At 67.9% G+C, this 26,990-nt stretch carries 23 protein-coding genes; 13 read left to right on the forward strand and 10 right to left on the reverse strand.

What is annotated here, in order from left to right; translation table 11 throughout:
- Positions 1 to 34: 34 nt before the first annotated feature.
- Both WI26_RS11580 and WI26_RS11585 read right to left on the reverse strand, forming a co-directional pair.
- Positions 35 to 1,351, reverse strand: coding sequence for an ATP-binding protein (locus WI26_RS11580; RefSeq protein ID WP_059468209.1), 1,317 nt, complete (start codon positions 1,349 to 1,351; stop codon positions 35 to 37).
- Positions 1,335 to 2,060: a response regulator gene (locus tag WI26_RS11585; protein ID WP_009693256.1), complete on the reverse strand. Its 726-nt coding sequence runs from the start codon at positions 2,058 to 2,060 to the stop codon at positions 1,335 to 1,337. Before WI26_RS11585 ends, WI26_RS11580 begins: the two co-directional genes overlap by 17 nt.
- A gap of 224 nt (positions 2,061 to 2,284) precedes the next feature.
- Between WI26_RS11585 and WI26_RS11590 the strand changes: the two genes are divergently transcribed.
- Positions 2,285 to 2,848 (forward strand): periplasmic heavy metal sensor, encoded by a 564-nt coding sequence (locus WI26_RS11590; RefSeq protein WP_069225987.1) that lies wholly within the window; start codon positions 2,285 to 2,287, stop codon positions 2,846 to 2,848.
- 70 nt (positions 2,849 to 2,918) lie between these two features.
- Here WI26_RS11590 and WI26_RS11595 read toward each other — a convergent pair whose 3' ends face one another.
- Complete coding sequence (locus tag WI26_RS11595) at positions 2,919 to 3,617, reverse strand: pirin family protein (RefSeq protein WP_069225988.1); 699 nt, start codon at positions 3,615 to 3,617, stop codon at positions 2,919 to 2,921.
- A gap of 368 nt (positions 3,618 to 3,985) precedes the next feature.
- Here WI26_RS11595 and WI26_RS11600 point away from each other — a divergent pair, with 368 nt between their 5' ends.
- From WI26_RS11600 to WI26_RS11615, 4 genes are all read left to right on the forward strand, one after another.
- The gene (locus tag WI26_RS11600) at positions 3,986 to 4,762 is read left to right on the forward strand and encodes an ABC transporter substrate-binding protein (RefSeq protein ID WP_069226410.1); all 777 of its coding nucleotides are present in this window, start codon (positions 3,986 to 3,988) and stop codon (positions 4,760 to 4,762) included.
- Between the two features lie 227 nt (positions 4,763 to 4,989).
- Positions 4,990 to 5,679 (forward strand): ABC transporter permease, encoded by a 690-nt coding sequence (locus tag WI26_RS11605; RefSeq protein ID WP_059451024.1) that lies wholly within the window; start codon positions 4,990 to 4,992, stop codon positions 5,677 to 5,679.
- The gene (locus WI26_RS11610; RefSeq protein ID WP_059451023.1) at positions 5,676 to 6,389 is read left to right on the forward strand and encodes an ABC transporter permease; all 714 of its coding nucleotides are present in this window, start codon (positions 5,676 to 5,678) and stop codon (positions 6,387 to 6,389) included. The genes WI26_RS11605 and WI26_RS11610 overlap by 4 nt, the downstream gene beginning before the upstream one ends.
- Before the next feature lie 18 nt (positions 6,390 to 6,407).
- Entirely contained in the window at positions 6,408 to 7,187 is a 780-nt protein-coding gene (locus tag WI26_RS11615; RefSeq protein WP_057925998.1) for an ABC transporter ATP-binding protein, read from the forward strand.
- A gap of 55 nt (positions 7,188 to 7,242) precedes the next feature.
- Here the strand turns inward: WI26_RS11615 and WI26_RS11620 are convergent, their stop codons facing one another.
- Complete coding sequence (locus WI26_RS11620) at positions 7,243 to 7,740, reverse strand: GNAT family N-acetyltransferase (RefSeq protein WP_069225989.1); 498 nt, start codon at positions 7,738 to 7,740, stop codon at positions 7,243 to 7,245.
- Positions 7,741 to 7,876: 136 nt separating this feature from the next.
- On the opposite strand from WI26_RS11620, the gene WI26_RS11625 reads away from it, so the two are divergent.
- Together WI26_RS11625 and WI26_RS11630 are read left to right on the forward strand one after the other, a co-directional pair.
- The gene (locus tag WI26_RS11625; protein ID WP_069226411.1) at positions 7,877 to 8,803 is read left to right on the forward strand and encodes a LysR family transcriptional regulator; all 927 of its coding nucleotides are present in this window, start codon (positions 7,877 to 7,879) and stop codon (positions 8,801 to 8,803) included.
- Between the two features lie 573 nt (positions 8,804 to 9,376).
- Complete coding sequence (locus WI26_RS11630; RefSeq protein ID WP_059468308.1) at positions 9,377 to 10,456, forward strand: porin; 1,080 nt, start codon at positions 9,377 to 9,379, stop codon at positions 10,454 to 10,456.
- Between the two features lie 158 nt (positions 10,457 to 10,614).
- Here the strand turns inward: WI26_RS11630 and WI26_RS11635 are convergent, their stop codons facing one another.
- Both WI26_RS11635 and WI26_RS11640 read right to left on the reverse strand, forming a co-directional pair.
- Complete coding sequence (locus WI26_RS11635) at positions 10,615 to 10,953, reverse strand: P-II family nitrogen regulator (protein ID WP_006398637.1); 339 nt, start codon at positions 10,951 to 10,953, stop codon at positions 10,615 to 10,617.
- 83 nt (positions 10,954 to 11,036) lie between these two features.
- Positions 11,037 to 12,725, reverse strand: a complete 1,689-nt coding sequence (locus WI26_RS11640; RefSeq protein WP_069226412.1) for an NAD+ synthase — start codon at positions 12,723 to 12,725, stop codon at positions 11,037 to 11,039.
- 109 nt (positions 12,726 to 12,834) lie between these two features.
- Between WI26_RS11640 and WI26_RS11645 the strand changes: the two genes are divergently transcribed.
- On the forward strand, positions 12,835 to 14,016 hold the full coding sequence (locus WI26_RS11645) for a GNAT family N-acetyltransferase (RefSeq protein ID WP_059511679.1): 1,182 nt from the start codon (positions 12,835 to 12,837) through the stop codon (positions 14,014 to 14,016).
- 104 nt (positions 14,017 to 14,120) lie between these two features.
- Complete coding sequence (locus tag WI26_RS11650) at positions 14,121 to 14,966, forward strand: GIY-YIG nuclease family protein (protein ID WP_069225990.1); 846 nt, start codon at positions 14,121 to 14,123, stop codon at positions 14,964 to 14,966.
- A gap of 56 nt (positions 14,967 to 15,022) precedes the next feature.
- On the opposite strand, the gene ppa is transcribed toward WI26_RS11650, so the two are convergent.
- The gene (gene ppa, locus WI26_RS11655) at positions 15,023 to 15,550 is read right to left on the reverse strand and encodes an inorganic diphosphatase (protein ID WP_011885693.1); all 528 of its coding nucleotides are present in this window, start codon (positions 15,548 to 15,550) and stop codon (positions 15,023 to 15,025) included.
- A 214-nt stretch (positions 15,551 to 15,764) separates the two neighbouring features.
- Between ppa and WI26_RS11660 the strand changes: the two genes are divergently transcribed.
- The 3 genes from WI26_RS11660 to WI26_RS11670 all read left to right on the forward strand — a co-directional run bounded on the left by WI26_RS11660 (position 15,765) and on the right by WI26_RS11670 (position 19,476).
- Complete coding sequence (locus tag WI26_RS11660) at positions 15,765 to 17,204, forward strand: aldehyde dehydrogenase family protein (protein ID WP_059468310.1); 1,440 nt, start codon at positions 15,765 to 15,767, stop codon at positions 17,202 to 17,204.
- Positions 17,205 to 17,279: 75 nt separating this feature from the next.
- Positions 17,280 to 18,038, forward strand: coding sequence for an SDR family oxidoreductase (locus WI26_RS11665; protein ID WP_069225991.1), 759 nt, complete (start codon positions 17,280 to 17,282; stop codon positions 18,036 to 18,038).
- Between the two features lie 133 nt (positions 18,039 to 18,171).
- Positions 18,172 to 19,476, forward strand: coding sequence for an MFS transporter (locus WI26_RS11670; RefSeq protein WP_059468219.1), 1,305 nt, complete (start codon positions 18,172 to 18,174; stop codon positions 19,474 to 19,476).
- 117 nt (positions 19,477 to 19,593) lie between these two features.
- Here the strand turns inward: WI26_RS11670 and WI26_RS11675 are convergent, their stop codons facing one another.
- Genes WI26_RS11675 through hemC form a run of 3 tightly spaced genes read right to left on the reverse strand, consistent with a single transcriptional unit; the run spans position 19,594 to position 23,746 of the window.
- Positions 19,594 to 20,781: a heme biosynthesis protein HemY gene (locus WI26_RS11675; protein WP_069225992.1), complete on the reverse strand. Its 1,188-nt coding sequence runs from the start codon at positions 20,779 to 20,781 to the stop codon at positions 19,594 to 19,596.
- Positions 20,782 to 20,783: 2 nt separating this feature from the next.
- On the reverse strand, positions 20,784 to 22,760 hold the full coding sequence (gene hemDX / locus WI26_RS11680; protein WP_069225993.1) for a fused uroporphyrinogen-III synthase HemD/membrane protein HemX: 1,977 nt from the start codon (positions 22,758 to 22,760) through the stop codon (positions 20,784 to 20,786).
- A complete protein-coding gene (gene hemC, locus WI26_RS11685) occupies positions 22,760 to 23,746 on the reverse strand; it encodes a hydroxymethylbilane synthase (RefSeq protein ID WP_069225994.1) in 987 nt (328 codons plus the stop codon). The genes hemDX and hemC overlap by 1 nt, the downstream gene beginning before the upstream one ends.
- Before the next feature lie 217 nt (positions 23,747 to 23,963).
- Between hemC and ppc the strand changes: the two genes are divergently transcribed.
- Positions 23,964 to 26,963, forward strand: a complete 3,000-nt coding sequence (gene ppc, locus WI26_RS11690) for a phosphoenolpyruvate carboxylase (protein ID WP_069225995.1) — start codon at positions 23,964 to 23,966, stop codon at positions 26,961 to 26,963.
- The last annotated feature ends 27 nt before the right edge of the window (positions 26,964 to 26,990 follow it).

Consider the following 26,990-nt stretch of genomic DNA (forward strand, 5'->3'; position numbering starts at 1 on the left):
CGCGGCGCCTGCCCGGCAGGCGCCGCATCCGCGCTTACGCGGCCTTGGCGTGCAGTTCGTCCTTCGGCACCACGTCGAACGGGAATGTCATCGCCACACGCAGGCCGCCCTCGGGACGATTGCCGATCTCGCACGCCCCGCCCAGCCTCAGCACCAGCCGCTCGACGATCGCGAGCCCCAGCCCGCTGTGGCCATTGCCGCCGCGCGCGGGGTCGAGCCGCACGAACGGCCGCGTCGCGGCCGCCAGGTCGCGCGGCGCGATTCCACCGCCGCTGTCGCTGACCGACAGCACGTAACCCGTCGGCGTGCGCGCCGTCTCGACGAGCACGGGCGGGGCGCCGTACGCATGCGCGTTGTCCAGCAGGTTCGACAGGATCCGGTCGAGCGTCGCGGTCGGCAGGCGGAAACCTTCGTCGGCTGCCAGATGCGTCTGGACCGCCGGCGCGTTCGGTGCGACCGCGCGGTAGCTGCGCGCGATCCGCTCGCAGGTCTGGTCGACCGGCACGGGCTCGCTGCGGTCCGCCCCGCCGTGCGCGAACACGAGGAACTGGTCGACGATGTGCGACATCGAGTCGACATCGCGCACCACGCCGTCGCGCAGCCGCGCGTCGTCCATCATTTCCGCGCGCAACCGCATCCGCGCGAGCGGCGTACGCAGGTCGTGCGCGACGCCCGCCAACATCACCGCGCGATCGCTCTCGGCTTGCGACACCTGTTCCACCATCTGGTTGAAGCCGTGCGTGAGCTGGCGCAGCTCACGCGGGCCGCGCTCGCGCAGCGGCGGCACCGGCTGGCCGCGGCCGAAGCGCGCGACCGCGCGCGCCAGCGAGCGCAGCGGCTGCTGCAACTGCCAGGCCGCAAACAGCGCGGCAATCACGCCTGCCGAGAAGATCGTGCCGAGCCACAGCAGCATCCGGTCGAGCGAGCGCGGCGGGCGCAGCGGCTGCACGGGCACCACGATCCAGTTGCGGTCGGTCGGCTCCTTGACCCACAGCACCGGGGGATGGCCCGGCGCGCCGATCTCGACCAGGGTGCCGGGCGGCATGCGCTCGCTCACGTCGTCGCGGAAACGCTTGAGCGGCGCCGGCAGGTTCGACCCTGCGCTCGTCGGCACGTCGGGACTGTCCGGCGACACCAGCCGCACCCGTGACGGCAGCGGCTGGTCGGGCGTGCGCTCGACGTGCTGGCGCACGGCGTCGACGAGAAAGGCGGCCTCCTCGACCGCGTAACGCGTCTGCATCTGGCTGCGCTCGAGGCGCATCGCGAAGAACCACGCGAAGTGCGACAGGAGCAGCACGCCGACGACCAGCAGCGCCAGCCGCCCGAACAGTGAATCAATGGGTTTGCGCATGGGCCTCGCCGTCGGGCACGAACACGTAACCGCGCCCGCGGACCGTCTGGATGAAGCGCGGCGTCGACGGATCCGTTTCCAGGATGCGGCGCAGGCGCCACACCTGGACGTCGATGCCGCGGTCGGTGCCGTCGTATTCGGGCCCGTGCAGCAGCTCGAGCAGCCGCTCGCGCGTGAGCGTGCGCAGCGCGTGGTTCACGAAGATCTTCAGCAGCGCGAATTCGCTGCTCGACAGCGTTGCCGGCTTGCCGTCGACCGACAACGTGCGCGCCTGGAAGTCGAGTACGAAGCGGCCGAACGCGAACGGCTCGCGTTGCTCGGGCGCAGCCGCCGACGGCGTCGCCCGGCGGCGGCGCAGCACGGCCTGCACGCGCGCGAGCAGCTCGCGCGGGTTGAACGGCTTGCCGAGGTAGTCGTCCGCGCCGAGTTCGAGCCCGACGATGCGGTCGACGTCGTCCGCGCGTGCCGTCAGCATGATCACGGGGATATCGTCGCCGGCCGCCCGCAGTTGGCGCAGTGCGGTCAGGCCGTCCACGCCCGGCATCATCAGGTCCAGCACGATCAGGTCGGGCCGCTCGCGCTCGAGACGCTTCTCGAGCGTCGCCGCGTCGTGCAGCACGGACACTTCCATCCCCTGGCGCACGAGATAGTCGCGCAGCAGGTCACGGAGTTCTTGGTCGTCGTCGACGATGAGAATCTGGGTAGTCATGGCTCGAAGTTTACCGCGCGAGCGCGGAGTCGAAGAACGATACAAAGGAACGAAAGGGTTACTGCGGGTTACGGCGCAAGGGAACTGTAATGCACCGTAACCGGGCAGCCACCCCGCGTAACACCCGCCGGGACACGCGCCGCTAACCTGCGTCTTACCGGATGCGGCAAACGCGTCACCCGCGCATCGCATCGCCGGACCCTTTGGATACAGGAGTTCCTGAAATGTATAAGAAGACTTCCCGCGTGGCCATTGCGGCCGCCGCCGTGCTCGCTCTCGCATTCGGCACCGCGCATGCCGCGTCGCCCAACGACATGCCGCCGCCGGGCGGCCCCGGGATGCACCAGATGCACGGCGGGCATGACGGCGGGCATGACGGCGGCCCGTTTGGCGTGATCATGAAGCTGCACGATCAGCTGAAGCTCAACGCATCGCAGGAGCAGCAATGGCAGACGGCCGTCAACACGATGAAGCAGAACCATGAAGCGATGCGCAAGAGCCACGAGCAGATGCGCGAGCAGTTCAAGGCGCAGCAGAATCAGCCGATCCTCGACCTGAACGCGATGCACGCCGCCCGCCAGCAGGCCGAGCAGCAGAATGCGCAGCTGCGCGAGCAGAGCTCGGCCGCGTGGCTCGCGTTCTACAACGGACTGAACGACCAGCAGAAAACGACGGTCAGCACCGCGCTGAAACAGCAGTTCGCGCGGATGGAGCAGCGTCACGAGAAGATGAAGGAACGCTGGCAGCAACACCGCGCGGGCAACGCCGCGTCGGCGCCCGCGCAGTAAGCCGGCGGGCCGCCTTCCCGGCCGGCATCGCGGGGGACGCGGGCACTCGGCCCGCGTCCCCCATTTTGTTTCAGGCGACGTCGAACAGCAGCACCTCGGCCGCCCGGCCGCGTGCGAACGCGATTGCGTCCACCCCGGCGATCCGCGCACCGTCGCCCGCGGCGAGCGCGTGGCCGTTGACTTCCACGTCGCCGCGCGCCACATGCACATAAGCACCGCGTCCGGCCGGCACACCGAATACCACCTCCTCGCCGCCGTCGATCAGCCCCGAGAAGATTCGCGCATCCGCCCGGATCGACAGCGCCCCGTCGTCGCCGTCCGGCGACGCGACGAGCCGCAGGCGGCCGCGCTTCTCGTCGTCGGCGAAACGCCGCTCCGCGTAGTCGGGTCGCCCGCCGCGCTCGGCCGGTTGCAGCCAGATCTGCAGCAGATGCAGCACGCGGTCGCACGACGCATTGGTTTCACTGTGCATGAGCCCCGTGCCGGCGCTCATCCGCTGGATGCCGCCGGCGCGGACGATGGCGCCGTTGCCGAGGCTGTCGCGATGCGCGAGCGCGCCGTCCAGCACGCAGGTGACGATTTCGAGGTCGCGGCGCGGCTGCATCCCGAAACCGCGTGTCGGCGCGATCCGGTCCTCGCTCAGCGCGCGCAGCGCGCCGAATGGGGCAGGCGCGGCCTCGGCATGACCGGCAAGCGGAAAGCTGTGGCTCGACTCGAGCCAGCCTTGGCGCGTGTGGCAGCGGTCGGCGGCGCGGCGGATCTGGAACATGGGGCGGGCACTCCGGCAGGCAGATATTCTTTGTTCGGGTTTACCTGCACTCTAGGGGCGCACCGAGCGAGCCACAATCCTCCGCCCGCGCACCGCATCGTTGCACCCACGAACCCAATCAGCGCACTGCTCGTTGCGAATACCACGATTGCCGCAACGCCCGGATCGAAGAATCCATCGGTCACGCCGGATTGCCGTTTTCCGGGTATCGCGTTCGGGTAAAATACCGCCCTTTTGGCGTTCGCCCGTCCGGCGAGCGCCGATGCCAGCGTGCCGAAACACGAATTTTGGCCGTCTAGAATACGCCGCGGCGCCCGGCCCGACCGGCCGCGAGCGCCTCCCCGGAAGTGAGCGACAAAAGAATGGAAATGAAGAAGGCCGCCCTGTGCGCCGCCCTCGCCCTCGTGGCGGGCAGCGCCTTCGCGAAAGAGTGGAAGACCGTGCGGATCGGCGTCGATGCCAGCTACCCGCCGTTCGAGTCGACCGCGCCGAGCGGCGAGATCGTCGGTTTCGACGTCGATCTCACCAAGGAAATCTGCAAGCGCATCAACGTGAAGTGCGTGTGGGTCGCGCAGGATCTCGACGGGATCATCCCCGCGCTGAAGGCGAAGAAGTACGACGTCATCGTGTCGTCGCTGACCGTCACCGACAAGCGTCGCGAGCAGATCGACTTCTCCGACAAGGTGTACGACGCGCCCGCGCGAATGATCGCGAAGGCCGGCTCGCCGCTGCTGCCGACGGTCGCTTCGCTCAAGGGCAAGCGCGTCGGCGTCGAGCAGGGCTCGACGCAGGAATCCTACGCGAAGGCGTACTGGGAACCGCAAGGCGTGACGATCATTCCTTACCAGAACCAGGACCAGGTCTATGCCGATCTCGGCTCGGGCCGCCTCGACGCGACGCTGCAGGATGAACTGCAGGCGGACTACGGCTTCCTGCGCACGCCGCGCGGCAAGGGCGTCGCGTTCGCCGGGCCGGAAGTGAAGGATCCGAAGACGATCGGCGACGGTACCGCGATCGGCCTGCGCAAGGAAGACACGGACCTGAAGCTCAAGATCAACAAGGCGCTGGCCGACATGCACAAGGACGGCACGTACGACCGGCTGTCGCACAAGTATTTCTCGTTCAGCGTCTACTCGGCTCGTTGAGCGCCGACAATGACGGGAAGCGGATGCGGGCGCGCCCCGCGTCCGGCAGTACAGGCAGTCAACCACGCGCCGCCCGCCCCTCGCCCGCTGCTCTGCGCGACGGGCTGGCCCGGCACCGTTGCCGGGGCGGACGGTCATGATACGCACGGGGCGTTCCGCGCAGCTTGGCGGGCGCGTCTTTCGCGGCGCACCGCGTGCGCCGTCCGGGACCACACCAGGGACCACATATGTTTCTACAAGGCTACGGCCCGCTGATCCTCGCAGGCACCTGGCAAACCGTCAAACTGGCGGTGCTTTCGCTCGCGCTGTCGTTCCTGCTGGGCCTGCTCGGCGCGGGCGCGAAGCTGTCGCGCAACCGCGTCACGAACGGCATCGGCACCGTCTATACGACGCTGATCCGCGGCGTACCCGATCTCGTGCTGATGCTGCTGCTGTTCTACAGCCTGCAGATCTGGCTGAACATGGCGACCGACGCGCTCAACTGGGATCAGATCGACATCGACCCGTTCCTCGCGGGCGTGCTCGTGCTCGGCTTCATCTACGGCGCGTACTTCACCGAAACCTTCCGCGGCGCATTCCTCTCCGTGCCGCGCGGCCAGCTCGAAGCAGGCAGCGCGTACGGGATGACCAACTGGCAGGTGTTCACGCGGATCATGTTCCCGCAGATGATGCGCTTCGCGCTGCCGGGCATCGGCAACAACTGGCAGGTGCTCGTGAAATCGACCGCACTGGTGTCGATCATCGGCCTCGCGGACGTCGTGAAGGCGTCGCAGGATGCCGGCAAGGGCACGCTGCGGTTCTTCTTCTTCACGCTGATCGCGGGTGCGGTCTATCTCGCCATCACGACGATCTCGAACTTCGTGCTGATGTGGCTCGAAAAGCGCTACTCGACCGGTGTCCGCAAGGCTGACCTATGATCGAACTCATCAACGAATACTGGCGCAACTACCTCTACACCGACGGCTTCCGCATCACCGGCGTCGCGATCACGCTGTGGCTGCTGGTCGTGTCGATCGGCCTCGGCTTCTGCCTGTCGGTGCCCCTCGCGGTGGCCCGCGTGTCGAAAAGAAAGTGGCTGTCGGGCGCCGTGTGGCTCTACACGTACGTGTTCCGCGGCACGCCGCTCTACGTGCAGTTGCTGCTCTGCTACACCGGCCTCTACAGCCTGCAGGTCGTGCGCGGCACGCCGCTGCTCGACGCGTTCTTCCGCGACGGGATGCACTGCACGCTGCTCGCGTTCACGCTGAACACCTGTGCGTACACCACCGAGATTTTCGCGGGCGCGATCAAGGCGACGTCGTACGGCGAGATCGAAGCCGCGCGCGCGTACGGCATGTCCACCTTCACGATGTATCGCCGCGTGATCCTGCCGTCGGCGCTGCGTCGCGCGCTGCCGCTCTACAGCAACGAAGTGATCCTGATGCTGCACGCAACCACCGTTGCGTTCACCGCGACCGTGCCGGACATCCTGAAGATCGCGCGCGACGTGAACTCGGCGACCTACATGTCGTTCCACGCATTCGGGATCGCAGCCCTGCTCTATCTCGTGATCTCGTTCACGCTCGTGTGGCTGTTCCGCCAGGCCGAGCGTCGCTGGCTCGCGTATCTGCGCCCGCAAGGCAAGTAAGTTTTCGCAGGACTATTGATGAATTCCCAGACTCAGAAGCTTTTCGTCGACGATCTGCACAAGCGGTACGGCGACAACGAGGTGCTCAAGGGCGTGTCGCTGAAGGCCAACTCGGGCGACGTGATCAGCGTGATTGGCTCGTCCGGTTCCGGCAAGAGCACGATGCTGCGCTGTATCAACTTCCTCGAGCAGCCGAACGCGGGCCGCATCGTCGTCGACGGCGAGGAAGTGCGCACCACGCCGGACAAGACGGGCGCGCTGCGCGCGGCCGATTCGAAGCAGCTGCAGCGCGTGCGCACCAAGCTGTCGATGGTGTTCCAGCATTTCAATCTCTGGTCGCACATGAACGTGATCGAGAACGTGATGGAAGCCCCCGTCAACGTGCTCGGCATCCCGAAGAAGGAAGCCGAAGACCGTGCACGCGAGTATCTCGAAAAGGTCGGCCTCGCGCCGCGCGTCGAGAAGCAGTATCCGTCGCACTTGTCGGGCGGCCAGCAGCAGCGCGTCGCGATCGCGCGCGCGCTGGCGATGCATCCGGACGTCATGTTGTTCGACGAGCCCACGTCGGCGCTGGATCCGGAACTGGTCGGTGAAGTGCTGAAGGTGATGCAGAAGCTGGCCGAGGAAGGCCGCACGATGATTGTCGTCACGCACGAGATGGGCTTCGCGCGCAACGTGTCGAATCACGTGATGTTCCTGCACCAGGGGCGCGTCGAGGAAGAAGGCGTGCCGTCCGAGGTGTTCGCCAACCCGAAGAGCGAACGCCTGCGCGGGTTCCTGTCGGGCAGCCTCAAATAACGCGCGCGACGCGCGACGACACGCGAACGGGCGCCACGCGGCGCCCGTCTTGCGTTTACGCGGCGTCCACCGGCGCGCCGTCGGCGAACGCGCGCAGCGCATCGCCCGCGAGCCGGTAACGCACCCATTCGCTCTGCGGCGCCGCGCCGACGCTTTCGTAGAAGCGAATCGCCGGCTCGTTCCAGTCGAGCACGCTCCATTCGAAACGCCCGCAGCCGGTGTCCACGGCGATGCGCGCGAGCGCCTTCAGCAGCCGCAGCCCCGCACCCGCGCCGCGGAAGCGCGGCGATACGTACAGATCCTCGAGATACAGCCCCTGGCGGCCGAGCCACGTCGAATACGAGAAGAAATACACGGCGAAGCCGGCCGGCTCGCCGCCGACCTCGCAGATCAGCGCACGCGCGGGCGTGCCTTCGCCGAACAGGCTGCGCTCGAGCGACGCAGGCGTCGCGACCACCTCATGCTCGGCCTTCTCGTAGATGGCCAGCTCGGTGATGAAACGCAGGATTTGCGGCACGTCGGCGACGGTGGCGGGACGAATGTCGATTTGCACGGTAGGGAGCCCTCCTTCGGCCCGGACCAAAAACGGAATGCGGCGCCCGCGCGAGCGCGCGTGGCGTCGGACAGATCGACATGCTACGTTTGCCGATCAACTGCAGGAAGTGCAGTTTATTCATCCGGACATGAACATGATGCATCCCGACCTGCGCCGTCTCGACCTGAATCTGCTGCTCGCATTCGACGCGCTGTACCGCCACCGGTCTGTCGCAGCGGCCGCGCACGAACTGGCGATGAGCCCGTCCGCGCTGAGCCACGCGCTTGCCCGACTGCGCGATGCGATCGGCGATGCGCTGTTCGTGCGGCTCGGCAACGAGATGCAGCCGACCGTGCGCGCCGACGACATCGCCACCTGGGCCGGCGATGCGCTCGACACGATGTCGAAAGGACTGGCCCGCGCACGCCGCTTCGATCCCGCGCAAAGCGACCGCACATTCGTGTTCGCCGCGAGCGACTACATGGCATTCGCCGTGCTGCCGGCGTTGCTCGCGCGCATCGAGCAGGTCGCGCCACGGTTGCGGATCCGCGTCGTCCACTCCGACCGAAAGATTTCGATCGACGAGCTCGCAGCCGGCCGCATCGACTTCGCGCTCGGCTATCACGAGGAATCGACCGCCGACGCGCCAGGCATCGAGGATTTCGACTGGTTCTCGGACGACTACGTGGTGATCGCGAGCGCCGCGCATCCGTCGATCCGCCGGCGGCTGACGCTCGACCAGTACCTCGCGGCACGCCACGTGGTCGTCACGCCGTGGAACGAGTCGCGCGGCGTCGTCGACTACGTGCTCGACCGGCTCGGCCTCGCTCGGCAGGTCGCCGTGCAATTGCCGAGCGTGCTGGCCGCACCGTTCGTAATCGCGGAATCCGCACTTCTGATGACGGTGCCGAACCGCGCCGCGCAGGCGTTGCGCCACGCGGCGCCGATCCGCATCTTCCCTGCGCCGTTCGCGATCCCTCGCTACACGGTGAAGGTCTACTCGCATGCGAAGCATGCGCGCACCGACGCGCACCGCTGGCTTCGCGCGCAGTTGCTCGACGCTCGAGCGGCACCCGCTTGAGCCGGACGCGCTCCACGGCAAGCGGCGGCGCCCTTGCCGGACAAGCGTTTCAGGTTCCGCCCGGCAACTGCGCGATGCCGCCAATTCATTACGAAATACTTACCAATTTCGTCTCGCCGGCGCTTACGCTTGCGCCCCGATCGCGTCAATAGTGGCAATCCTTGACCCATGTGCGTCGAAACCATGTCTCCCTTTTCCGACAAGGGTTTTCGGGGAGTCGACGTCCCGTTGGGCCCCCGTCGCGCACTGTGTTGCATGGCAAATTGGCGACAGGTGTTAGTCAAACAACGATTTCCATCGCCACAAAATTGTATTTTTGCTAAATTAGTAACCAAAGTAGCAAAACGAAGTTCGTGAAATGTAGTTTAGCTTCACGACACAACAAGGAGACCCCGCAAGCCGACCCGGCCGCGCGGGACCGCTCAACGGTTTTCCGTCCGCTTGCCCGCGTGCCGCGCTTACCGGCCCTGCACGAGGTCTCCCTGGTTATCCCGCTTTTCGCTTTTGCCCGGCGCTCGCTGCTCCGGGCATCTCGTGCAGTCTGGGTTGACTTTTTGACAGGGTATGGAGGAGATGATGAAGAAAGCTTTGGTCGCGGCCGCGCTGATGGCTGCTGGGGTGGTTACGGCGCACGCGCAGAGCAGCGTTACGCTGTATGGTCGCCTGGATGCCGGCCTCGAGTACCTGAACGGCCTGCAGAACGGCCACCAAGTGCGCGCCGAAAGCGGCGACTGGGGCACGAGCCTGTGGGGCTTGAAGGGCAGCGAGGACATCGGTGGTGGCAACAAGGTCCTGTTCCACCTCGAAGGCGCGTTCAACACGATGACGGGCGGCTTCAGCGGCTCGATCTGGGATCGTTTCGCGACCGTCGGTATTTCGAACGACCGCTACGGTACGCTGCTGCTGGGTCGCGAACTCGCGATCGCCAACGGCGTGTGGGACTTCGATCCGCTGGGCCAGTCGAGCTGGTCGTCGGCATCGCTCGTGCGCGGCCGCAACTGGAACAAGACCAGCAACAACGTGTCGTATCAGTCGCCGCAGTTCTACGGCCTCGACTTCTACGGCCAGTTCGCGTTCTCGAACTCGACCAGCTTCAACGGCAACACGACGGCCGGCCAGCCGGGTCGTGCAGCCGGCGCGCAGATCACCTATACGAACTCGCTGTTCCAGTTGCGCGGCATCTACGACGAAACGCGCGACAGCAACGGCCGCTTCTCGGACGTGTTCAACTACTCGCGTGAATACTTCGCGGGCGTGAACGTGTTCCTCGGCCAGTTCAAGCTGCAGGCGGCCTACCAGTCGTCGCACGCGGACGGCAGCGGCGGCCCGGCCGTCAACAACGGCATCACCGGCACCCAGCAGGTCTGGGGCGGCGTGACGTGGCAGGCAACGCCGGCGGCAGCGCTGATCGCGGCCGTGTACCACGTGAACGCCAACCACGGCGGCGGCAACGCGAACATCTACACGGTCGGCGGCTCGTACAACATTTCGAAGCGCACGCTGTTCGACGTGCAGGTCGCGACGGTGCGCAACAGCTCGACGGCCAACTTCGGCCTGAACGCGAACGGCGCCGGCACGGCCGTCTCGACGGGCAACCCGCATCCGGGCGGCAGCCAGACCGGCGTCTACGCCGGCATCCAGCACCTGTTCTGATCAGGCGCTGCCCAGAGAACGATTCGACAACACTTTCCACGCTGCTGCGAGAGGCGCGTATCGGTGCGGTACCCACCCGGGTATCCGCACCGTTTTTTATTGGCGGGGCGGATCGCGCGATCCGCGGCCCGATCGGCCGATCGGGCCGGATGCGGCGGTCAGACCGCCGCTTCGTTCTCCTCGCCGGTGCGGATGCGGATTACGCGCTCGACGTCCGACACGAAGATCTTGCCGTCGCCGATCTTGCCCGTGCGCGCCGCGCCGATCACCGCATCGATCACCTGGTCGACCTGCGCTTCCGCGACGACCACCTCGATCTTCATCTTCGGCAGGAAGTCGACCACGTATTCGGCGCCGCGATACAGCTCGGTGTGCCCTTTCTGGCGGCCGAAGCCCTTCACTTCCGTCACGGTCAGGCCGGTGAGGCCCACTTCGGCGAGCGCTTCGCGGACTTCGTCCAGCTTGAACGGCTTGATGATGGCGGTAATGCGTTTCATGATGGTTGTCCCTCAATGCTCGTTTGGATGCAAAATCGCGATCCCGATTGTAAGCCGGCCGGCCGCGTACGGCCCAGCACGGCTCAGTCGAGACGTTCGGTGAAGCGTGACGTGATCGGATAGCGCCAGTCGCGTCCGAATGCGCGGTGCGTGACGCGAATGCCGATCGGCGCCTGGCGGCGCTTGTATTCGTTGATCTTGATGAGCCGCGTCACACGCGCGACGTCGGCCTCCGCGTAGCCAGCCGCGACGATTTCCGCGAGCGGCCGGTCCTCCTCCATGTACATCCGCATGATCGCGTCGAGCACGTCGTACGGCGGCAGGCTGTCCTGGTCCGTCTGGTTCTCGCGCAGCTCGGCCGACGGCGCGCGCGTCAGGATCCGCTCGGGAATCACGTCGCGCAGCGCGTAGTCCGTCGTGGCGTTGCGATAGCGGCACAGCCGGTAGACCAGCGTTTTCGCGATGTCCTTGATCACCGCGAAGCCGCCGGCCATGTCGCCGTACAGCGTGCAGTAGCCGACCGCCATCTCGCTCTTGTTGCCGGTCGTCAGCACGATCGAGCCGAACTTGTTCGACAGCGCCATCAGCAGCGTGCCGCGGATGCGCGCCTGGATGTTCTCTTCCGTCGCGTCCTCCGCCCGGCCCGCGAATTCGCCGGCGAGCGCCGCACGGAACGCGTCGAACATCGGCGCGATCGCGATCTCGTCGTAGCGCACGCCGACGCGCCGCGCCATCTCCGCCGCGTCAGTGGTCGAGATGTCGGCCGTGTAACGCGACGGCATCATCACCGCGCGCACGCGCTCGGGCCCGAGCGCGTCGCAGGCGACCGCGAGCACCAGCGCCGAATCGACGCCGCCCGACAGCCCGATCAGCACGCCGGGAAAACCGTTCTTGCCGATGTAGTCGCGCACGCCGGTCACGAGCGCGCGATAGACCTGCGCATCGACCGGCAACTCCGGCGCGATCGCGCCGGGCAGCGGGCGCGGCCCGTCGAATTCGACGATCGCGTGCCCTTCTTCGAACTGCGGCATCCTCGCGACGAGCGCGCCCTGCGCGTCGAGCACGAACGAGCCGCCGTCGAACACGAGCTCGTCCTGGCCGCCGACGAGGTTCACGTACACCATCGGCAGCCCGGTTTCGCGGATCCGCGCGCGCAGGATGTCGATGCGCAGCGCTTCCTTGTTCATGTGGTACGGCGAACCATTCGGGATCAGCAGCACCTGCGCGCCGGCGGCCTTCGCGATCTGCGCGGCCGACGCATGCCATGCGTCCTCGCAGATGATCACGCCGTATCTGACGCCGTGGAGCTCGAACACGAGCGGCTCGGTGTCCGTCGCGAAGTAGCGCTTCTCGTCGAACACGTCGGCGTTCGGCAGATCCTGCTTGCGGTACGTACCGACGATCTCGCCGCCGACGATCAGCGACACCGCGTTGTAGGTGTCGGTCGGCGGCACGCCGCGCTCGATCGGGCGGTTTGCATTACCATCGACGGCTGGCGCGCTCCGCAACGGATGGCCGACCAGCACCGCGAGCCCGTCGAACGCGCGCAGCGCATCGGCGAGCGTGTCGAGCGCGGCGGCCGCCGCCGTGTAGAACGCGGGTCGCAGCAGCAGGTCTTCCGGCGGGTAGCCGGACAGCGCGAGTTCGGGCGCGATCATCAGGCGCGCACCATCGTTGTGCGCGGCGCGCGCGGCGGCGACGATCCGCGCGACGTTGCCGGCGAAATCACCGACGGTGACGTTGATCTGGGCGAGAGCGAGTCGGGTCTTCATGACGGGATCGGCGCGGCCTGGCGGCGCGCCCTGAACGGCTGACGAAATCGTCCCGGACGCGGGCCACGGCGGCACGCGTCCGGCGGCATCCAACAGTACGGATTCACGCTTGAAACACGAACGCATCGATTATCGCACGGGCATCCTGTCGTCCCCCGCGGAGGTGCCGGCCGACGAATGGAACGCGCTGCTCGAGCGCGACGCGCAGCCGACGCCGTTCCTGCGCCACGAATTCCTCGACGCGCTGCACGTCGCGCGCTGCGCGGTCGACGACACCGGCTGGTCGCCGCACTTCGTCACGCTGACCGACGCGCGCACGGGCCGGCTCGCCGCCGCCGCCCCCGTCTACGCGAAACAGCATTCGTACGGCGAATACGTGTTCGACTGGGCGTGGGCCGATGCGTACCAGCGCAACGACCTGCCCTATTACCCGAAGCTGCTGTGCGCGGTGCCGTTCACGCCGGTGCAGGGCACGCGCCTGCTCGCCGCCGACGACGACGCGCGCCGCCGGCTCGCGGCCACGCTGCTGGCGTTCGCCGAGCAGAGCGACGTGTCGTCGCTGCACGTGCTGTTCCCCACCGGCGACGAAGCGCGGCTGCTCGAGTCGATGGGGATGATGCTGCGCGAAGGCGTGCAGTTCCACTGGCTCAACGACGGCTATCGCGACTTCGACGACTTCCTCGGCACGCTCGAGCAGAAGAAGCGCAAGAACATCCGCGCGGAACGGCGCAAGGTGCGCGATGCCGGGGTCACGTTCCGGCGGCTCACCGGCGAGCAGATCGCCGACGCCGACTGGCGCTTCTTCACGCGCTGCTATCGGCAGACCTACCGCGAGCACTATTCGAGCCCGTACCTGAACCTCGACTTCTTCCGCGCAATCGGGGCGACGATGCCGGAGAACCTGCTGCTCGTGATCGCCGAAGCCGACGGGAAGCCGATCGCGAGTTCGCTCGCCGTCTACCGGCGCGGCGCGAACGGCAGCGGCGGCACGCTGTACGGCCGTTACTGGGGCGCGCTCGAACACGTGCCCTGCCTGCATTTCGAAACGGCCTACTACCAGTTGCTCGAGTTCTGCATCGAGGCCGGACTCGACACGTTCGAGGGGGGAGCGCAAGGCGAGCACAAGCTCGCGCGCGGTTTCCTGCCGACCGTCACGCATTCCGCGCACTGGCTCGCGCACCCGGCGTTCTCCGATGCGGTCGCGCGCTTTCTCGAACGCGAGACCGAGCATATCCACGCGTACGTCGACGAGCTGCGCGAGCACGATCCGTTCCGGCGCAGCGCCGGATAGCGTCGGCCGGCCGGCGCGCCGCTTCGGCGACGGTCACGGCGATCGTTGGCGTTGACGCACGCCATTTCTGAGACACTGACGGCTTCGCATCCCGCCGCCTTCCCATGTCCTGGTTTCTGTATCTGATCGAGTGCGCCGACGACAGCGTCTACACGGGCATCACGACCGACGTCGCCGCGCGCTTCGACGAGCACGCGTCCGGCAAAGGCGCGCGCTATACACGCTCCCGCAAGCCGCGCGCCGTGCTCGCATCGTTCCCGCTGCCCGACCGGTCGATCGCATCGCGCGCCGAATACTGGGTGAAGCGGCTCACGGCCGCGCAGAAACGCGAGCTGGCGGCCGGAATCCGGACGCTCGAATCGGTGTTGCCGGCCGGGATGTCGACCGGCGGAAACGTCGACGCCGCCGGGCCGCAGGACGGCGCATCCCGACGGAAGAAGGTGAAGGCGCAACGCGCCGACATTGCGACGCAGCCGGCCAAAACTGAAGCGGCTCGCGGCAAAGCCGCGAAGAGCGGAACTGCCGGAAAAAAGCCCGAGGCTGCGAAGACCGCGAAGACCGGACGCGCCGCGACGGTCCCAACGTCGGCAAAAGCCGCGCCGGCCGCCGTGAAACGTGCGAGGACGGCCGACGAAACGGAACGGAAAAAGACCGCCTCGCGCTGCACGCCGGCAAAACGGGGCAAGCCGGCCGCGAATGCACCGCCGAAACGGAAAGCGCCGGCGATCGTCGGCAAGCCCGCCTCGAACGGACTCGCCGCTCCGGCGCGCGACCGTTCGTCGGCAAGAAAGGCCGCCGCCGAAGTCATCGAAACCGTCGCGCCCCCCGTTGCCCGCGTGCACCGCGCGACGGCGAAGACCGCGGCAAGCACGGGCAGCCCCGCTCCGGCCCGCAAGAAAACCCTCACACGCGCCGCCCCGCGCACAAAACAAAACCGCGCGGCCTCCTGAGGAGACACGCGCGGTTTGCGTTCCGAACGAACCGGCCGCGAGGCCGGCCTGCCGGCTTACTTCTTGTAGTTCGCGGCGCCGTCGGCGATTTCCTTGTGCGCGGCGTCGATGCCGGCCCAGCCTTCGACCTTGACCCACTTGCCCTTCTCGAGCGCCTTGTATTGCTCGAAGAAGTGCTTGATCTGGTCCTTCAGGTACTCGGGCACGTCGTCGATCGACTTCAGGTTCGCCGTCATCGGGCAGACCTTGTCGTGCGGCACGGCGACGAGCTTCGCGTCGACGCCCGACTCGTCCGTCATCTGCAGCATGCCGAGCACGCGCGAGCGCACGATCGAGCCGGCCAGCAGCGGGAACGGCGTGATCACCAGCACGTCGACCGGATCGCCGTCGCCCGACAGCGTCTGCGGGATGTAGCCGTAGTTCACCGGGTAGCGCATGCCCGTGCCGATGAAGCGGTCGACGACGAGGAGACCCAGCTCCTTGTCCGCCTCGTACTTCACCGGATCGCTTTGCGCGGGGATCTCGATGATCACGTTGAAATCGTGCGGCAGGTCCTTGCCGGCCGGAACATGATTGAAGCTCATAGCGCTCTCTGTTGGTCGATGGAATTCGGGACAGGGCGCCGCGACCGTTGCACCGCCGCGGGCGTCCCCGCAGGGAATGCGCCATTATAGCCAATCGACCGGTGGCGTCCGGATGACGATCGGCGCGATAATCGTTCCGGATCTCGAGGCGCCGAACCGCGCACGGCGTCACTGCGGCCGGCATCCGGCCGATGCGCGAAGCATGGGAGCAGGCATGGAAGAAGCGAAGCACTTCATCGCGGGCGAATGGACGTTGCCTGCGCAACTGGAGACGATCCCGGTCGTCGACCCGTCCGACGGCCAGCCATTCGCGACGATCGCACGCGGCACCGCGCCCGACATCGAGCGCGCGGTCGCCGCGGCGCGCGACGCGTTCGCGGGCCCGTGGGGCGCGGCGAGCGCCGCCGAGCGCGGCCGCGTGCTGATGCGGCTGTCCGCGCGCGTCGCCGACCACCTCGAGGAACTCGCCGCGATCGAGGCACGCGACACCGGCAAGCCGCTGAAGCAGGCACGTGCCGACGCCGCCGCGCTCGCGCGCTACTTCGAGTTCTACGCGGGCGCCGCCGACAAACTGCACGGCGAGACCCTCCCCTATCAAGCCGGCTACACGGTGCTGACGGTGCGCGAGCCGCACGGCGTCACCGGCCACATCGTGCCGTGGAACTACCCGATGCAGATCTTCGGGCGCAGCGTCGGCGCGGCGCTCGCGGCCGGCAACGCGTGCGTCGTGAAGCCGGCCGAGGATGCGTGCCTGTCCGTGCTGCGCGTGGCCGAGCTGGCCGCCGAAGCCGGGCTGCCGGCCGGCGCGCTGAACATCGTCACCGGCTACGGCCATGAAGCGGGCGCCGCGCTCGCGCGCCATCCCGGCATCGATCACATCTCGTTCACCGGCTCGCCCGCGACCGGCAAGCTGGTCACGCAGATGGCCGCCGAGAACCACGTACCCGTCACGCTCGAGCTCGGCGGCAAGTCGCCGCAGATCGTGTTCGCCGACGCCGATCTCGACGCGGCGCTGCCCGTGCTCGTATCGGCGATCGTGCAGAACGGCGGGCAGACCTGCTCGGCGGGCAGCCGCGTGCTGATCGAGCGCGCGGTCTACGAGCCGCTCGTCGAGCGGCTTGCCACCGCGTTCAACGGGCTGCGGGTCGGCCCGAGCCGCGCGGATCTCGACTGCGGCCCGTTGATCAACGCCAAGCAGCAGCAGCGCGTGTGGGATTTCCTGTCGGACGCGCAGCACGACGGCATTCCGATGGCCGCGCACGGTCAGGTCGTCGCCGACGCACCGGAAAGCGGCTTCTACCAGGCTCCCGCGCTGCTGCGCGACGTGCCACCATCGCACCGGCTCGCGCAGGAGGAAGTGTTCGGCCCGGTGCTTGCCGCGATGCGTTTCGTCGATGAAGACGAAGCGGTTGCGCTCGCGAACGGCACGCCGTACGGCCTCGTCGCGGGGATCTGGACCCGCGACGGCGCACGCCAGCTGCGTCTCGCGCGCCGCCTGCGCGCCGGGCAGGTATTCATCAACAACTACGGAGCAGGTGGCGGCGTCGAACTGCCGTTCGGCGGCGTCGGCCATTCGGGGCACGGTCGCGAGAAAGGCTTCGAGGCGCTGTACGGCTTCACCGCGCTGAAGACGATCGCGATCCGGCACGGTTGAACCAGACGGACCCGGCCGGCAACGACCGGCCGCGCACCGAAACACCACGCATTCTTCCAATACAGGAGACACACCATGCGGCTGAGCGGCAAGACGGCCATCGTCACGGGCGGCGGTTCGGGCTTCGGCGAAGGCATCGCGAAGACCTATGCACGAGAAGGCGCGAACGTCGTCGTCAACGACCTGAACGGCGCGGCGGCCGAGCGCGTCGCGAGCGAGATCGCGCTGGCGGGCGGCAAGGCGATCGCGGTCGCGGGCGACGTGTCGAAGGACACCGACTGGCGCACGCTGCTGCAAGCCGCGCTCGACGATTTCCATTCGGTGCAGATCGTCGTGAACAACGCCGGCACCACGCACCGCAACAAGCCGGTGCTCGACGTGACGGAAGCCGAGTTCGACCTCGTGTATGCCGTCAACGTGAAGAGCCTGTTCTGGAGCGTGCAGACCTTCGTGCCGTATTTCCGCGCGCAGGGCGGCGGCGTGTTCGTGAACGTCGCGTCGACGGCCGGCGTGCGGCCGCGCCCGGGCCTCGTCTGGTACAACAGCACGAAGGGCGCGATGATCACCGCGAGCAAGTCGCTCGCGGCCGAGCTCGGCGCCGACCGGATCCGCGTGAACTGCATCAACCCGGTGCTCGGCGAGACCGGCCTGATGACCGAGTTCATGGGCTGCGAGGACACGCCGGAGAATCGCCGCCGGTTCCTCGCGACGATTCCGCTCGGCCGCTTCTCGACGCCGCAGGACATCGCGAACGCGGCCCTGTACCTCGCGTCCGACGAAGCCGAGTTCATCACCGGCGTCTGTCTCGAAGTCGACGGCGGGCGGTGCATCTAGCCGCACCGCCGTGATTGCGCCGCGCCGGCATCACCGGCCGGCGCCGCATCTGCGCATCAGCACTGCCCCGCATGGCCGGAAATCGGGCGCCGCAGCGCCCCGTCGGCCTCGACAAGAACGAACAGGAGACAACATGGCAACATCGACGCAGTCGCTGCCGGGCTCGTCCGGCGCATTCGAGGAAGCAACCTATCGCAAGGTGTCCTGGCGGCTCACGCCGCTCCTGCTGCTCTGCTACGTGGTCGCGTATCTCGACCGCGTGAACGTCGGCTTCGCGAAGCTGCAGATGGCGAGCGACCTGAATCTCAGCGACACGGTCTACGGGCTCGGCGCCGGGATCTTCTTCTTCGGCTACTTCCTGTTCGAAGTGCCGAGCAACATCATCCTGCACAAGGTCGGCGCGCGCGTCTGGATCGCGCGCATCATGGCGACGTGGGGCGTGATCTCGATCCTGACGATGTTCGTCACGACGCCCGCGATGTTCTACGTGATGCGCTTCCTGCTTGGCGTCGCCGAAGCCGGTTTCTTCCCCGGCGTGATCCTGTACCTCACCTACTGGTATCCCGCGCACCGGCGCGGCCGGATGACGACGTTCTTCATGACGGCAGTCGCGTTGTCCGGCGTGATCGGCGGGCCGATCTCCGGCTTCATCCTGAAGGCATTCAACGGCGTGAGCGGCTGGCACGGCTGGCAATGGCTGTTCCTGCTCGAAGGGATCCCGTCGGTGCTGGCCGGCGTGCTCGTGTTCTTCGCGCTCGACGACCGGATCACGAAAGCCAAATGGCTCACCGACGACGAGAAGGCACTGCTCGCGCGCAACGTCGACGCGGAGGAAGCGACCAAGGAAGACCTGCCGCTCGGCGCGGTGATGGCGAGCCCGCGCGTGTGGCTGATGGCGCTCATCTACTTCTCGTTCGTGATGGGACTGTACGGCGTCGGCTTCTGGCTGCCGACGATCATCAAGGCGACCGGCGTGACGGACACCTTCATGATCGGCCTGCTGTCGGCGGTTCCGTATGCGGCGGCGGTGGTCGCGATGATCCTGATCGCGCGCAGCGCGGACAAGCGGCGCGAACGACGCTGGCACCTTGCGATTCCGGCCGCGTTCGGCGCGCTCGGGCTTGTTCTGTCGGTGATCTGGGCGCACCAGACGGCGCTCGCGATGCTCGGCCTTACGCTCGCGACCATGGGCATCCTGACGACGCTGCCGCTGTTCTGGAGCCTGCCGACCGCGTTCCTTGGCGGCGCGGCCGCTGCCGCGGGCATCGCGATGATCAACTCGATCGGCAACCTCGCGGGTTTCCTCAGCCCGTACATGATGGGCTGGCTCAAGCAGGCGACGGGCGCCAACGACGCGGGCATGTACATGCTCGCCGGATTCCTCGTGCTCGGCGGGCTGCTTGCGCTGTCGGTGCCGAAGCGGCTCGTCGACAAGTGACACCGCACGTGATGCCGCACGCGACGACGTGTGAGCCGCAGGGCAATGCATGAAAAAGCCCCGAATGCCAACCGGCCTTCGGGGCTTTTTTACGCGCGGCAGGCAAGCGCCGCCGCGTCAGACCACGGTGATCGCGAGCGCGCTTTCGCGGTAGTGCTTGGCCGCCTTGTCGGTTTCGCCGAGATGCTCGAACAGGCGTGCGAGCGCACGGTGCGCGCGCACCTTCAGCGCGTCGTTGTCGGCCTGCTTCAGCGCGGCCTCGAGGAACGACTGTGCCTTGCCCCACAGCTGCTGTTGCTGACAGAGACGACCGAGTGCGAACAGCAGGTCGGCATCCTCCGGGTGATCCTTCTTCCATCCTTCGGCCTTCTGGATCAGCGGCAACGCATCGCCGCCGGCCGTGTCCGGATAGCGGCGCAGCAGGCGCGCATCCCAGTTGTGCGCGAGTGCTTCCTCGACGATGCGGCGCGCCTCGGTACGGCGCTCGAGCGCCACCAGCAGGTCGGCCGCGAGATCGGCCAGGCGCGGCGACTGGCGCTCGAGCGGCGACAGCGACTGCCACACCTCGAGCAGCGCGTCCGGGTCGTGCCGACGTTCACGCAGCAGATTCTCCGCCGCCTGCTGACGCAACCGCACGGCCGCGGCCGGATGCAGCGCCTCGCGCTTCTCGAGCGCCTTCGCGAGCTTCAGCACCTCGGCCCAGTTCTTCAACTGCTGCTGCGCGCGCAGCGCGACCTGCTGCGCATGGATGCGCTTGCCGCCCGCCTGCAGGTCGGCCAGCGCGGCGAGCGCGCCGTCGGCATCGCGCGCATCCGCGCGCATGTCGGCCGCGGCAAGGAGCCGTGCGTCCTGCCATTCCGGCGCGTCGACCTTCGACAGCCAGTCGTCGCGGCGTGCGTACTCGTGCATCCGATGCGCGGCCGTCGCCGCGACGAGACTCGCGGCGCCCTGGTTCGCATCGACCGCGAGCGCGTCGCGTGCGGCCTTCTCGGCACGCGAGAAGCGGCCTGCGTACAGGTTCGCGATCGCATCGCGCAGCGACGCCTGCGCCTTCTCGTTGCGCGAACGCGCGCGATATGCGGCGACCCGCTGCGGCATGCGCCAGATGTTGCGCACGATGCGCAGCAGCGCGTACACGACGATGAACAGCACGACGATGGAGATCACGAACAGGTTCAGCGACACGTCGACCCGGTACGGCGGATAGACGAGCAGCACCTGCCCCGCGTCGAAACGGCCGACGGTGGCGAGTGCCGCGGCGATCGCGAACAGGATCGCGAGCCAGACGATTCCTCGAAGCGTCATCGTTACCCCCGGCTCTTGAACTGCTGAACGGCGTTCAGGCTCGTGTTCAGGTTCGGCACCGCAACCGTCAGCGATGCGCCGTCGACCTGCTTGAGCAGATCCTCGACGGTTTGCGTGTCCTTCGATGCCTGGTCGAAATACTTGCCAAGCGACGCCTGCGCCGCATGCAGGTCGGCCTTCATCGCGCCGTCATTGCGCGCAAGCAGCGACAGCCGCGCGGTGAGCAGGCGCAGCTTCACGTTCTCGCGCACGAAGTAGCCCTGATCGGGCGACGCGAGCATTGCGTCGGCGTTGTCGATCCGGCGCACCTGCACGAGGCCCTTCAACTGCTGGCCGAGCCCGGCCGAGAAGTCGTGCCACCAGACCTTCCAGCGCGGCTCGCCGGCCACGGCCGCGGCCGACGACGCCGCGTCGGCCGGCGCGGCCTTCGGCGCCGCGTGCGGGACGATCGCCTCGCCCGACAGCGGCAATGCGTCGATCTTCGCGATCGCGTCGTCGAGCTTGATCGCAAGGCCCGTGAGGTCGGCCGACGGTGCGGCCTTCAGCTTCTCGATGTCCTGCGCGAGCGCCTTGCGCACGGTGACGGCCTGCGCGCTCTGCGACGTCGCGAGACGCGCGTCGGCGTTCTGCAGTGCGATCAGCGCGAGTTGCGTGTTTCCCGTCAGCTGCAGTTGCTGGCTCGCGCTCGACAGCATCTGGTCGACTTCCTCGAGCATCCACGCGTCGCGATTGCGCGACAGGTCCTGGTATTGCTGCTGCAGCGCCTGCTGCGCGCTCTGCGCGTCGGCGAGCTTGCCGTCGAGCTGCGCGAGCTGCGTGTCGACCTGATGCGCGCTCGCCAGCGCCTGCTCGGTCTTCGTGCGGGTCTCGGCGGTCTGCGCATCGAGCGCCTTCTGGCGCGCGACGAACGAATCGTCGAGCCGGTCGACCTTGCGGTTCAGCGCATACCCGCCGATGCCCCCCGCGCAGCCGAGCACGACGACGACGAACCACAGCGCCGCGCTGCCGCCGCGGCGCGCATGCGGTTCGGACGCGAGATAAGGAGGACTGGACGGCGGTGCGGATGCAGCGGCCGGCTGGGAAGCGACGCCTTTGGAATCGTTGGTATCTGTCATGCGTTTAGTCACCGGTGCGGCTGTCGCCGGTTGGACGGCCTCGTCGGCCATCGTTCGAAACGCGCGGACGATGCGCTCATCGCCCGCGCCGGTCAGCGTAATCCTATCAAAACCCAGTGCGCGCGCGGTCTGCTCGATGCGCGGGTGCGGCGTCACGAGCCGTGCATGCTTCAGCGCCTCGATCTCGGCGTCGTTCAGATGCGTGCGCGCGAGTTCGTTCAGATTGCGCACGCCCTCCGAGCTCGTGACGAGCCACGCGTGCGATGCGCCCGCGAGCAGCGCATGCACGCGCTCCCATGCGCCGATGCGCGGCTCGGGCACGATGCGCCGGTACGCGGCGACGAGCTCGACCTCCGCGCCGGCTTCGCGCAGCCGCTCGGCGAGCCATTCGCGGCCGCCGTCGCCGCGCACGATCAGCACGCGCTGGCCGGCGAGCGCATGCGCGCCGCCGAACGCGGTCTCAATGCTCGCGAACAGGCTTTCCGAATCGTAATGCGGAACGCCGCCATCGGCCGGCGCCTGCGGTGCGATCACGCGATGCGCGGGCGCCGCGATGCCGTGGCGCTCGAGCGCCGCGATGCTGCCGGGGCCGACGACGCCGATCGGCAGCGCATTCGGCCAGATCGCGCCGTACTGCGAGAGCGCGCGGTCGATCGCGTTCGGCGACACGAAGATCACGAGCGCGTAACGCTCGAGCGCCGCGAACGCGGCGTCGAGCGGCGCCGGATCGCCGACCGGCGCGATGTCGATCAGCGGGAATTCGAACACGTCGCAACCGGCCTCGGCCAGTTGGGCCGCAAGCGTGGCCGACTGGCCGTCCGGGCGTGTCAGGACGGCGGTGAACGCGCGCGCGCCGCCCGCCATCAGGCGTCGCCCTTGCCGGCCTGCGAGCCGGCGAGCAGTGCGTTGACGATGTCGCGCGCGCCCTGCGCCTCGAGTTCGTCGGACACAGCGCGGCCGAGTGCGAGCGCGTCGGCGGCGGTCATCACGGCACCGCACTCCTGCGCGGTCAGCACGCGCTGTCCGTCGGTCGTCGACACGCGGCCCGTCAGGTACAGCTCGCCTGCGCGCCACACCGCGTGGGCGGCGAGCGGCACCTCGCAGCTGCCGCCGAGCGCGCGCGACACCATCCGCTCGGCCTCGACCGCGAGCGCGGTCTGCAGGTCGTGCAGCGGCGCGAGCCATCCGGCGACGTCGGCGCGATGCGCGGCGATCTCGATGCCGAGCGCGCCCTGACCGGCGGCCGGCGGGCTGTCCTCCACGTCGATCAACGCGCGGATCCGCGCTTCGAGGCCAAGACGCTTCAGGCCCGCGGCCGCGAGAATGATCGCCGCATAGTCGCCGCGATCGAGCTTCGCAAGGCGCGTGTCGAGGTTGCCGCGCAGCGGCTGCACCTTCAGGTGCGGATAACGGGCGCGCAGCATCGCCTCGCGGCGCAGGCTGGACGTGCCGACGACCGCGCCGGCCGGCAGCGCGTCGAGCGACGCGTAGTCGGTCGACACGAACGCGTCGCGCGGATCCTCGCGCTCCATGATCGCGGCGAGCGCGAAGCCGTCGGGAAGCGCCATCGGCACGTCCTTCAGCGAATGCACGGCCAGGTCGGCACGGCCGTCGGCGAGCGCGCTCTCGAGCTCCTTCACGAACAGGCCCTTGCCGCCGACCTTCGACAGCGTACGATCGAGAATCTGATCGCCACGGGTCGTCATCCCGAGGATTTTCACGTCACAAGCTGGATATAATTTGCGCAGCGCATCACGCACATGTTCGGCTTGCCACATCGCCAGGCGGCTCTCGCGCGAAGCAATCGTCAGCGTCACGGGCGCTTGTGCCGAAGAGGTCTCGGAATTCATTGCAGGACAATCGAAGGACGGGATTGAAGATCGAACAATGGTAGCACGCACGCCCCCGCCCGCCCGGGGCCGGAGCCTGCGCCCGCCGCGCTTCGGCGCGGGCGGCGACACCGATGCGCGGATGTGCCGCACGTAGCTGGTTGCTTGACCGCAGTTCCCGTAGTTTCCGCAGTCCCCGCAGTCCCTTTTGACTCGAGCTTTCCCAAGGAAACCCATCGTGAAGTCTTCCGGATCGGCGCGTACGATGCGCCGCAATGCTGCCTTGCCCTCCTCCGACGCCCAGACGGGCTCCATCGCCACCGCCGCGAACGGCCGTGCGAAACCGGCAACGAAACCGAAAGACTCGATACGTCAGACAAAACGCGCGATCAAGACCGCCGCCCCGGCCGCCCGCAAGGCCGGCGCCCGCACGCGCGAGGACAAGGACGGTCCGCTGTTCGACGACATCCGCTACCTCGGCCGCCTGCTCGGCGACGTGGTGCGCGAACAGGAAGGCGACACCGTGTTCGACGTCGTCGAGACCATTCGCCAGACGGCGGTGAAGTTTCGCCGCGAAGACGACAGCGAGGCCGCGCAAACGCTGGAGAAGAAGCTGCGCAAGCTGACGCCGGAGCAGACGGTGAGCGTCGTGCGAGCGTTCAGCTATTTCTCGCATCTGGCGAACATCGCGGAAGACCGCCATCACAACCGCCGCCGCCGCATCCACGCGCTGGCAGGCTCCGCGCCGCAGCCGGGCACCGTCGCATACGCGCTCGAGCAGCTGAAGACGACCGGCAACGCGTCGAAGCGCGTGCTGCAGCGCTTCTTCGACGATGCGCTGATCGTGCCGGTGCTGACCGCGCACCCGACCGAAGTGCAGCGCAAGAGCATCCTCGACGCGCAGCACGACATCGCACGCCTGCTCGCCGAGCGCGACCAGCCGCTGACGGCGCGCGAACGCGCGTACAACGAGTCGATGCTGCGCGCGCGCGTGACCGCGCTGTGGCAGACCCGCATGCTGCGCGACGCGCGCCTGACGGTCGGCGACGAGATCGAGAACGCGCTGTCTTACTACCGCGCGACGTTCCTTGACGAACTGCCCGCGCTGTACGGCGACATAGAGGCTGCGCTGGCCGAGCACGGCCTGTCCGCGCGCGTGCCCGCATTCTTCCAGATGGGCAGCTGGATCGGCGGCGACCGCGACGGCAACCCGAACGTCACCGCCACGACGCTCGAAGAAGCGATCAATCGCCAGTCCGCGGTGATCCTCGAACACTACCTGGAGCAGGTGCACAAGCTCGGCGCCGAGCTGTCGGTGTCGAACCTGCTGGTCGGCGCGAACGACGCGGTGAAAGCGCTCGCGGCCGCGTCGCCCGACCAGTCGCCGCACCGCGTCGACGAACCGTATCGCCGCGCGTTGATCGGCATCTACACAAGGCTCGCCGCAAGCGCGCGCGTCCGGCTCGGCGAAGGCACGGTGCCGGTGCGCAGCGCCGGGCGCGGCGCGCCGCCGGTGCGCGCGGTGCCGTATGCCGATTCCGAAGCGTTCGTCGCCGACCTGAAGGTGCTGACCGCCTCGCTCGACGAGCACCACGGCACATCGCTCGCCGCACCGCGCCTTGCACCGCTCGTGCGCGCGGCCGAGGTATTCGGCTTCCACCTGGCGAGCATCGACCTGCGCCAGAGCTCCGACATCCACGAAGCGGTGGTCGCCGAGCTGTTCGCGCGTGCCGGCGTACATGCGGACTACGCGTCGCTCTCCGAGGACGACAAGCTGATCGCGCTGCTTGCCGCGCTTGCCGATCCGCGCCCGCTGCGCTCGCCGTACATCGAATACTCGGCGCTCGCGCAGAGCGAGCTGGGCGTGTTCGAGAAGGCACGCGAGGTGCGTGCGCAGTTCGGCCCGCGCGCGGTACGCAACTACATCATTTCGCATACGGAGACGGTCAGCGACCTCGTCGAAGTCCTGCTGCTGCAGAAGGAAACCGGGCTGCTCGAAGGTGCATTCGGCGCCGCGCACGACGGCGCGCGCAACGGCCTGATGGTGATTCCGCTGTTCGAGACGATCCCCGACCTGCGCGACGCCGCGCGCATCATGCGCGAATACTTCGCACTGCCGGGCATCGACGCGCTGATCGCGCACCAGGGCGCCGAGCAGGAAGTGATGCTCGGCTACTCGGACAGCAACAAGGACGGCGGCTTCCTGACGTCGAACTGGGAGCTGTATCGCGCGGAGCTCGCACTCGTCGACCTGTTCCGCGAACGCAAGATCACGCTGCGGCTGTTCCACGGCCGCGGCGGCACGGTCGGCCGCGGGGGCGGCCCCACCTACCAGGCGATCCTGTCGCAGCCGCCGGGCACCGTGAACGGCCAGATCCGCCTGACCGAACAGGGCGAGGTGATCGCGAGCAAGTTCGCGAACCCCGAGATCGGCCGGCGCAATCTCGAAACGGTGGTCGCCGCGACGCTCGAGGCGTCGCTGCTGCCGCAATCGAACGCGCCCGCGCAACTGCCCGCGTTCGAAGCCGCGATGCAGACGCTGTCCGACGCCGCGATGGCGTCGTATCGCGCGCTCGTCTATGAAACGCCCGGCTTCACCGACTACTTCTTCTCGTCGACGCCGATCACCGAGATCGCCGAGCTGAACATCGGCAGCCGCCCGGCCTCGCGCAAGCTGCAGGATCCGAAGAACCGCAGGATCGAAGACCTGCGCGCCATTCCGTGGGGCTTCTCGTGGGGCCAGTGCCGGCTGCTGCTGACGGGCTGGTACGGCTTCGGCAGCGCGGTGAGTGCGTATCTCGACGGCGCGCAGGACGCGGCCGAACGCACGAAGCGCGTCGCGCTTCTCAAGAAGATGAACAAGACCTGGCCGTTCTTCGCGAACCTGCTGTCGAACATGGACATGGTGCTCGCGAAGACCGATCTCGCGGTCGCGTCGCGCTACGCGCAGCTGGTCGCCGACCGCAAGCTGCGCAAGCACGTGTTCGAGCGGATCGTCGCGGAATGGGAGCGCACGTCGCAGGCGCTCGCGGAAATCACCGGGCACGCAGGCCGCCTCGCGACCAACCCGCTGCTCGCGCGCTCGATCAAGAACCGCTTCCCGTATCTCGATCCGCTGAACCACCTGCAGGTCGAACTGATCAAGCGTCACCGCGCGGGCGACACGAACGCGCGGCTGCGCCGCGGAATCCACCTGACCATCAACGGGATCGCGGCCGGCCTGCGCAATACGGGCTGATCCGCGCGCGGCGCGGGCCGGCCCCGC

The sequence above is a fragment of the Burkholderia diffusa genome (assembly GCF_001718315.1).
Taxonomy (GTDB): Bacteria; Pseudomonadota; Gammaproteobacteria; order Burkholderiales; family Burkholderiaceae; genus Burkholderia; species Burkholderia diffusa_B.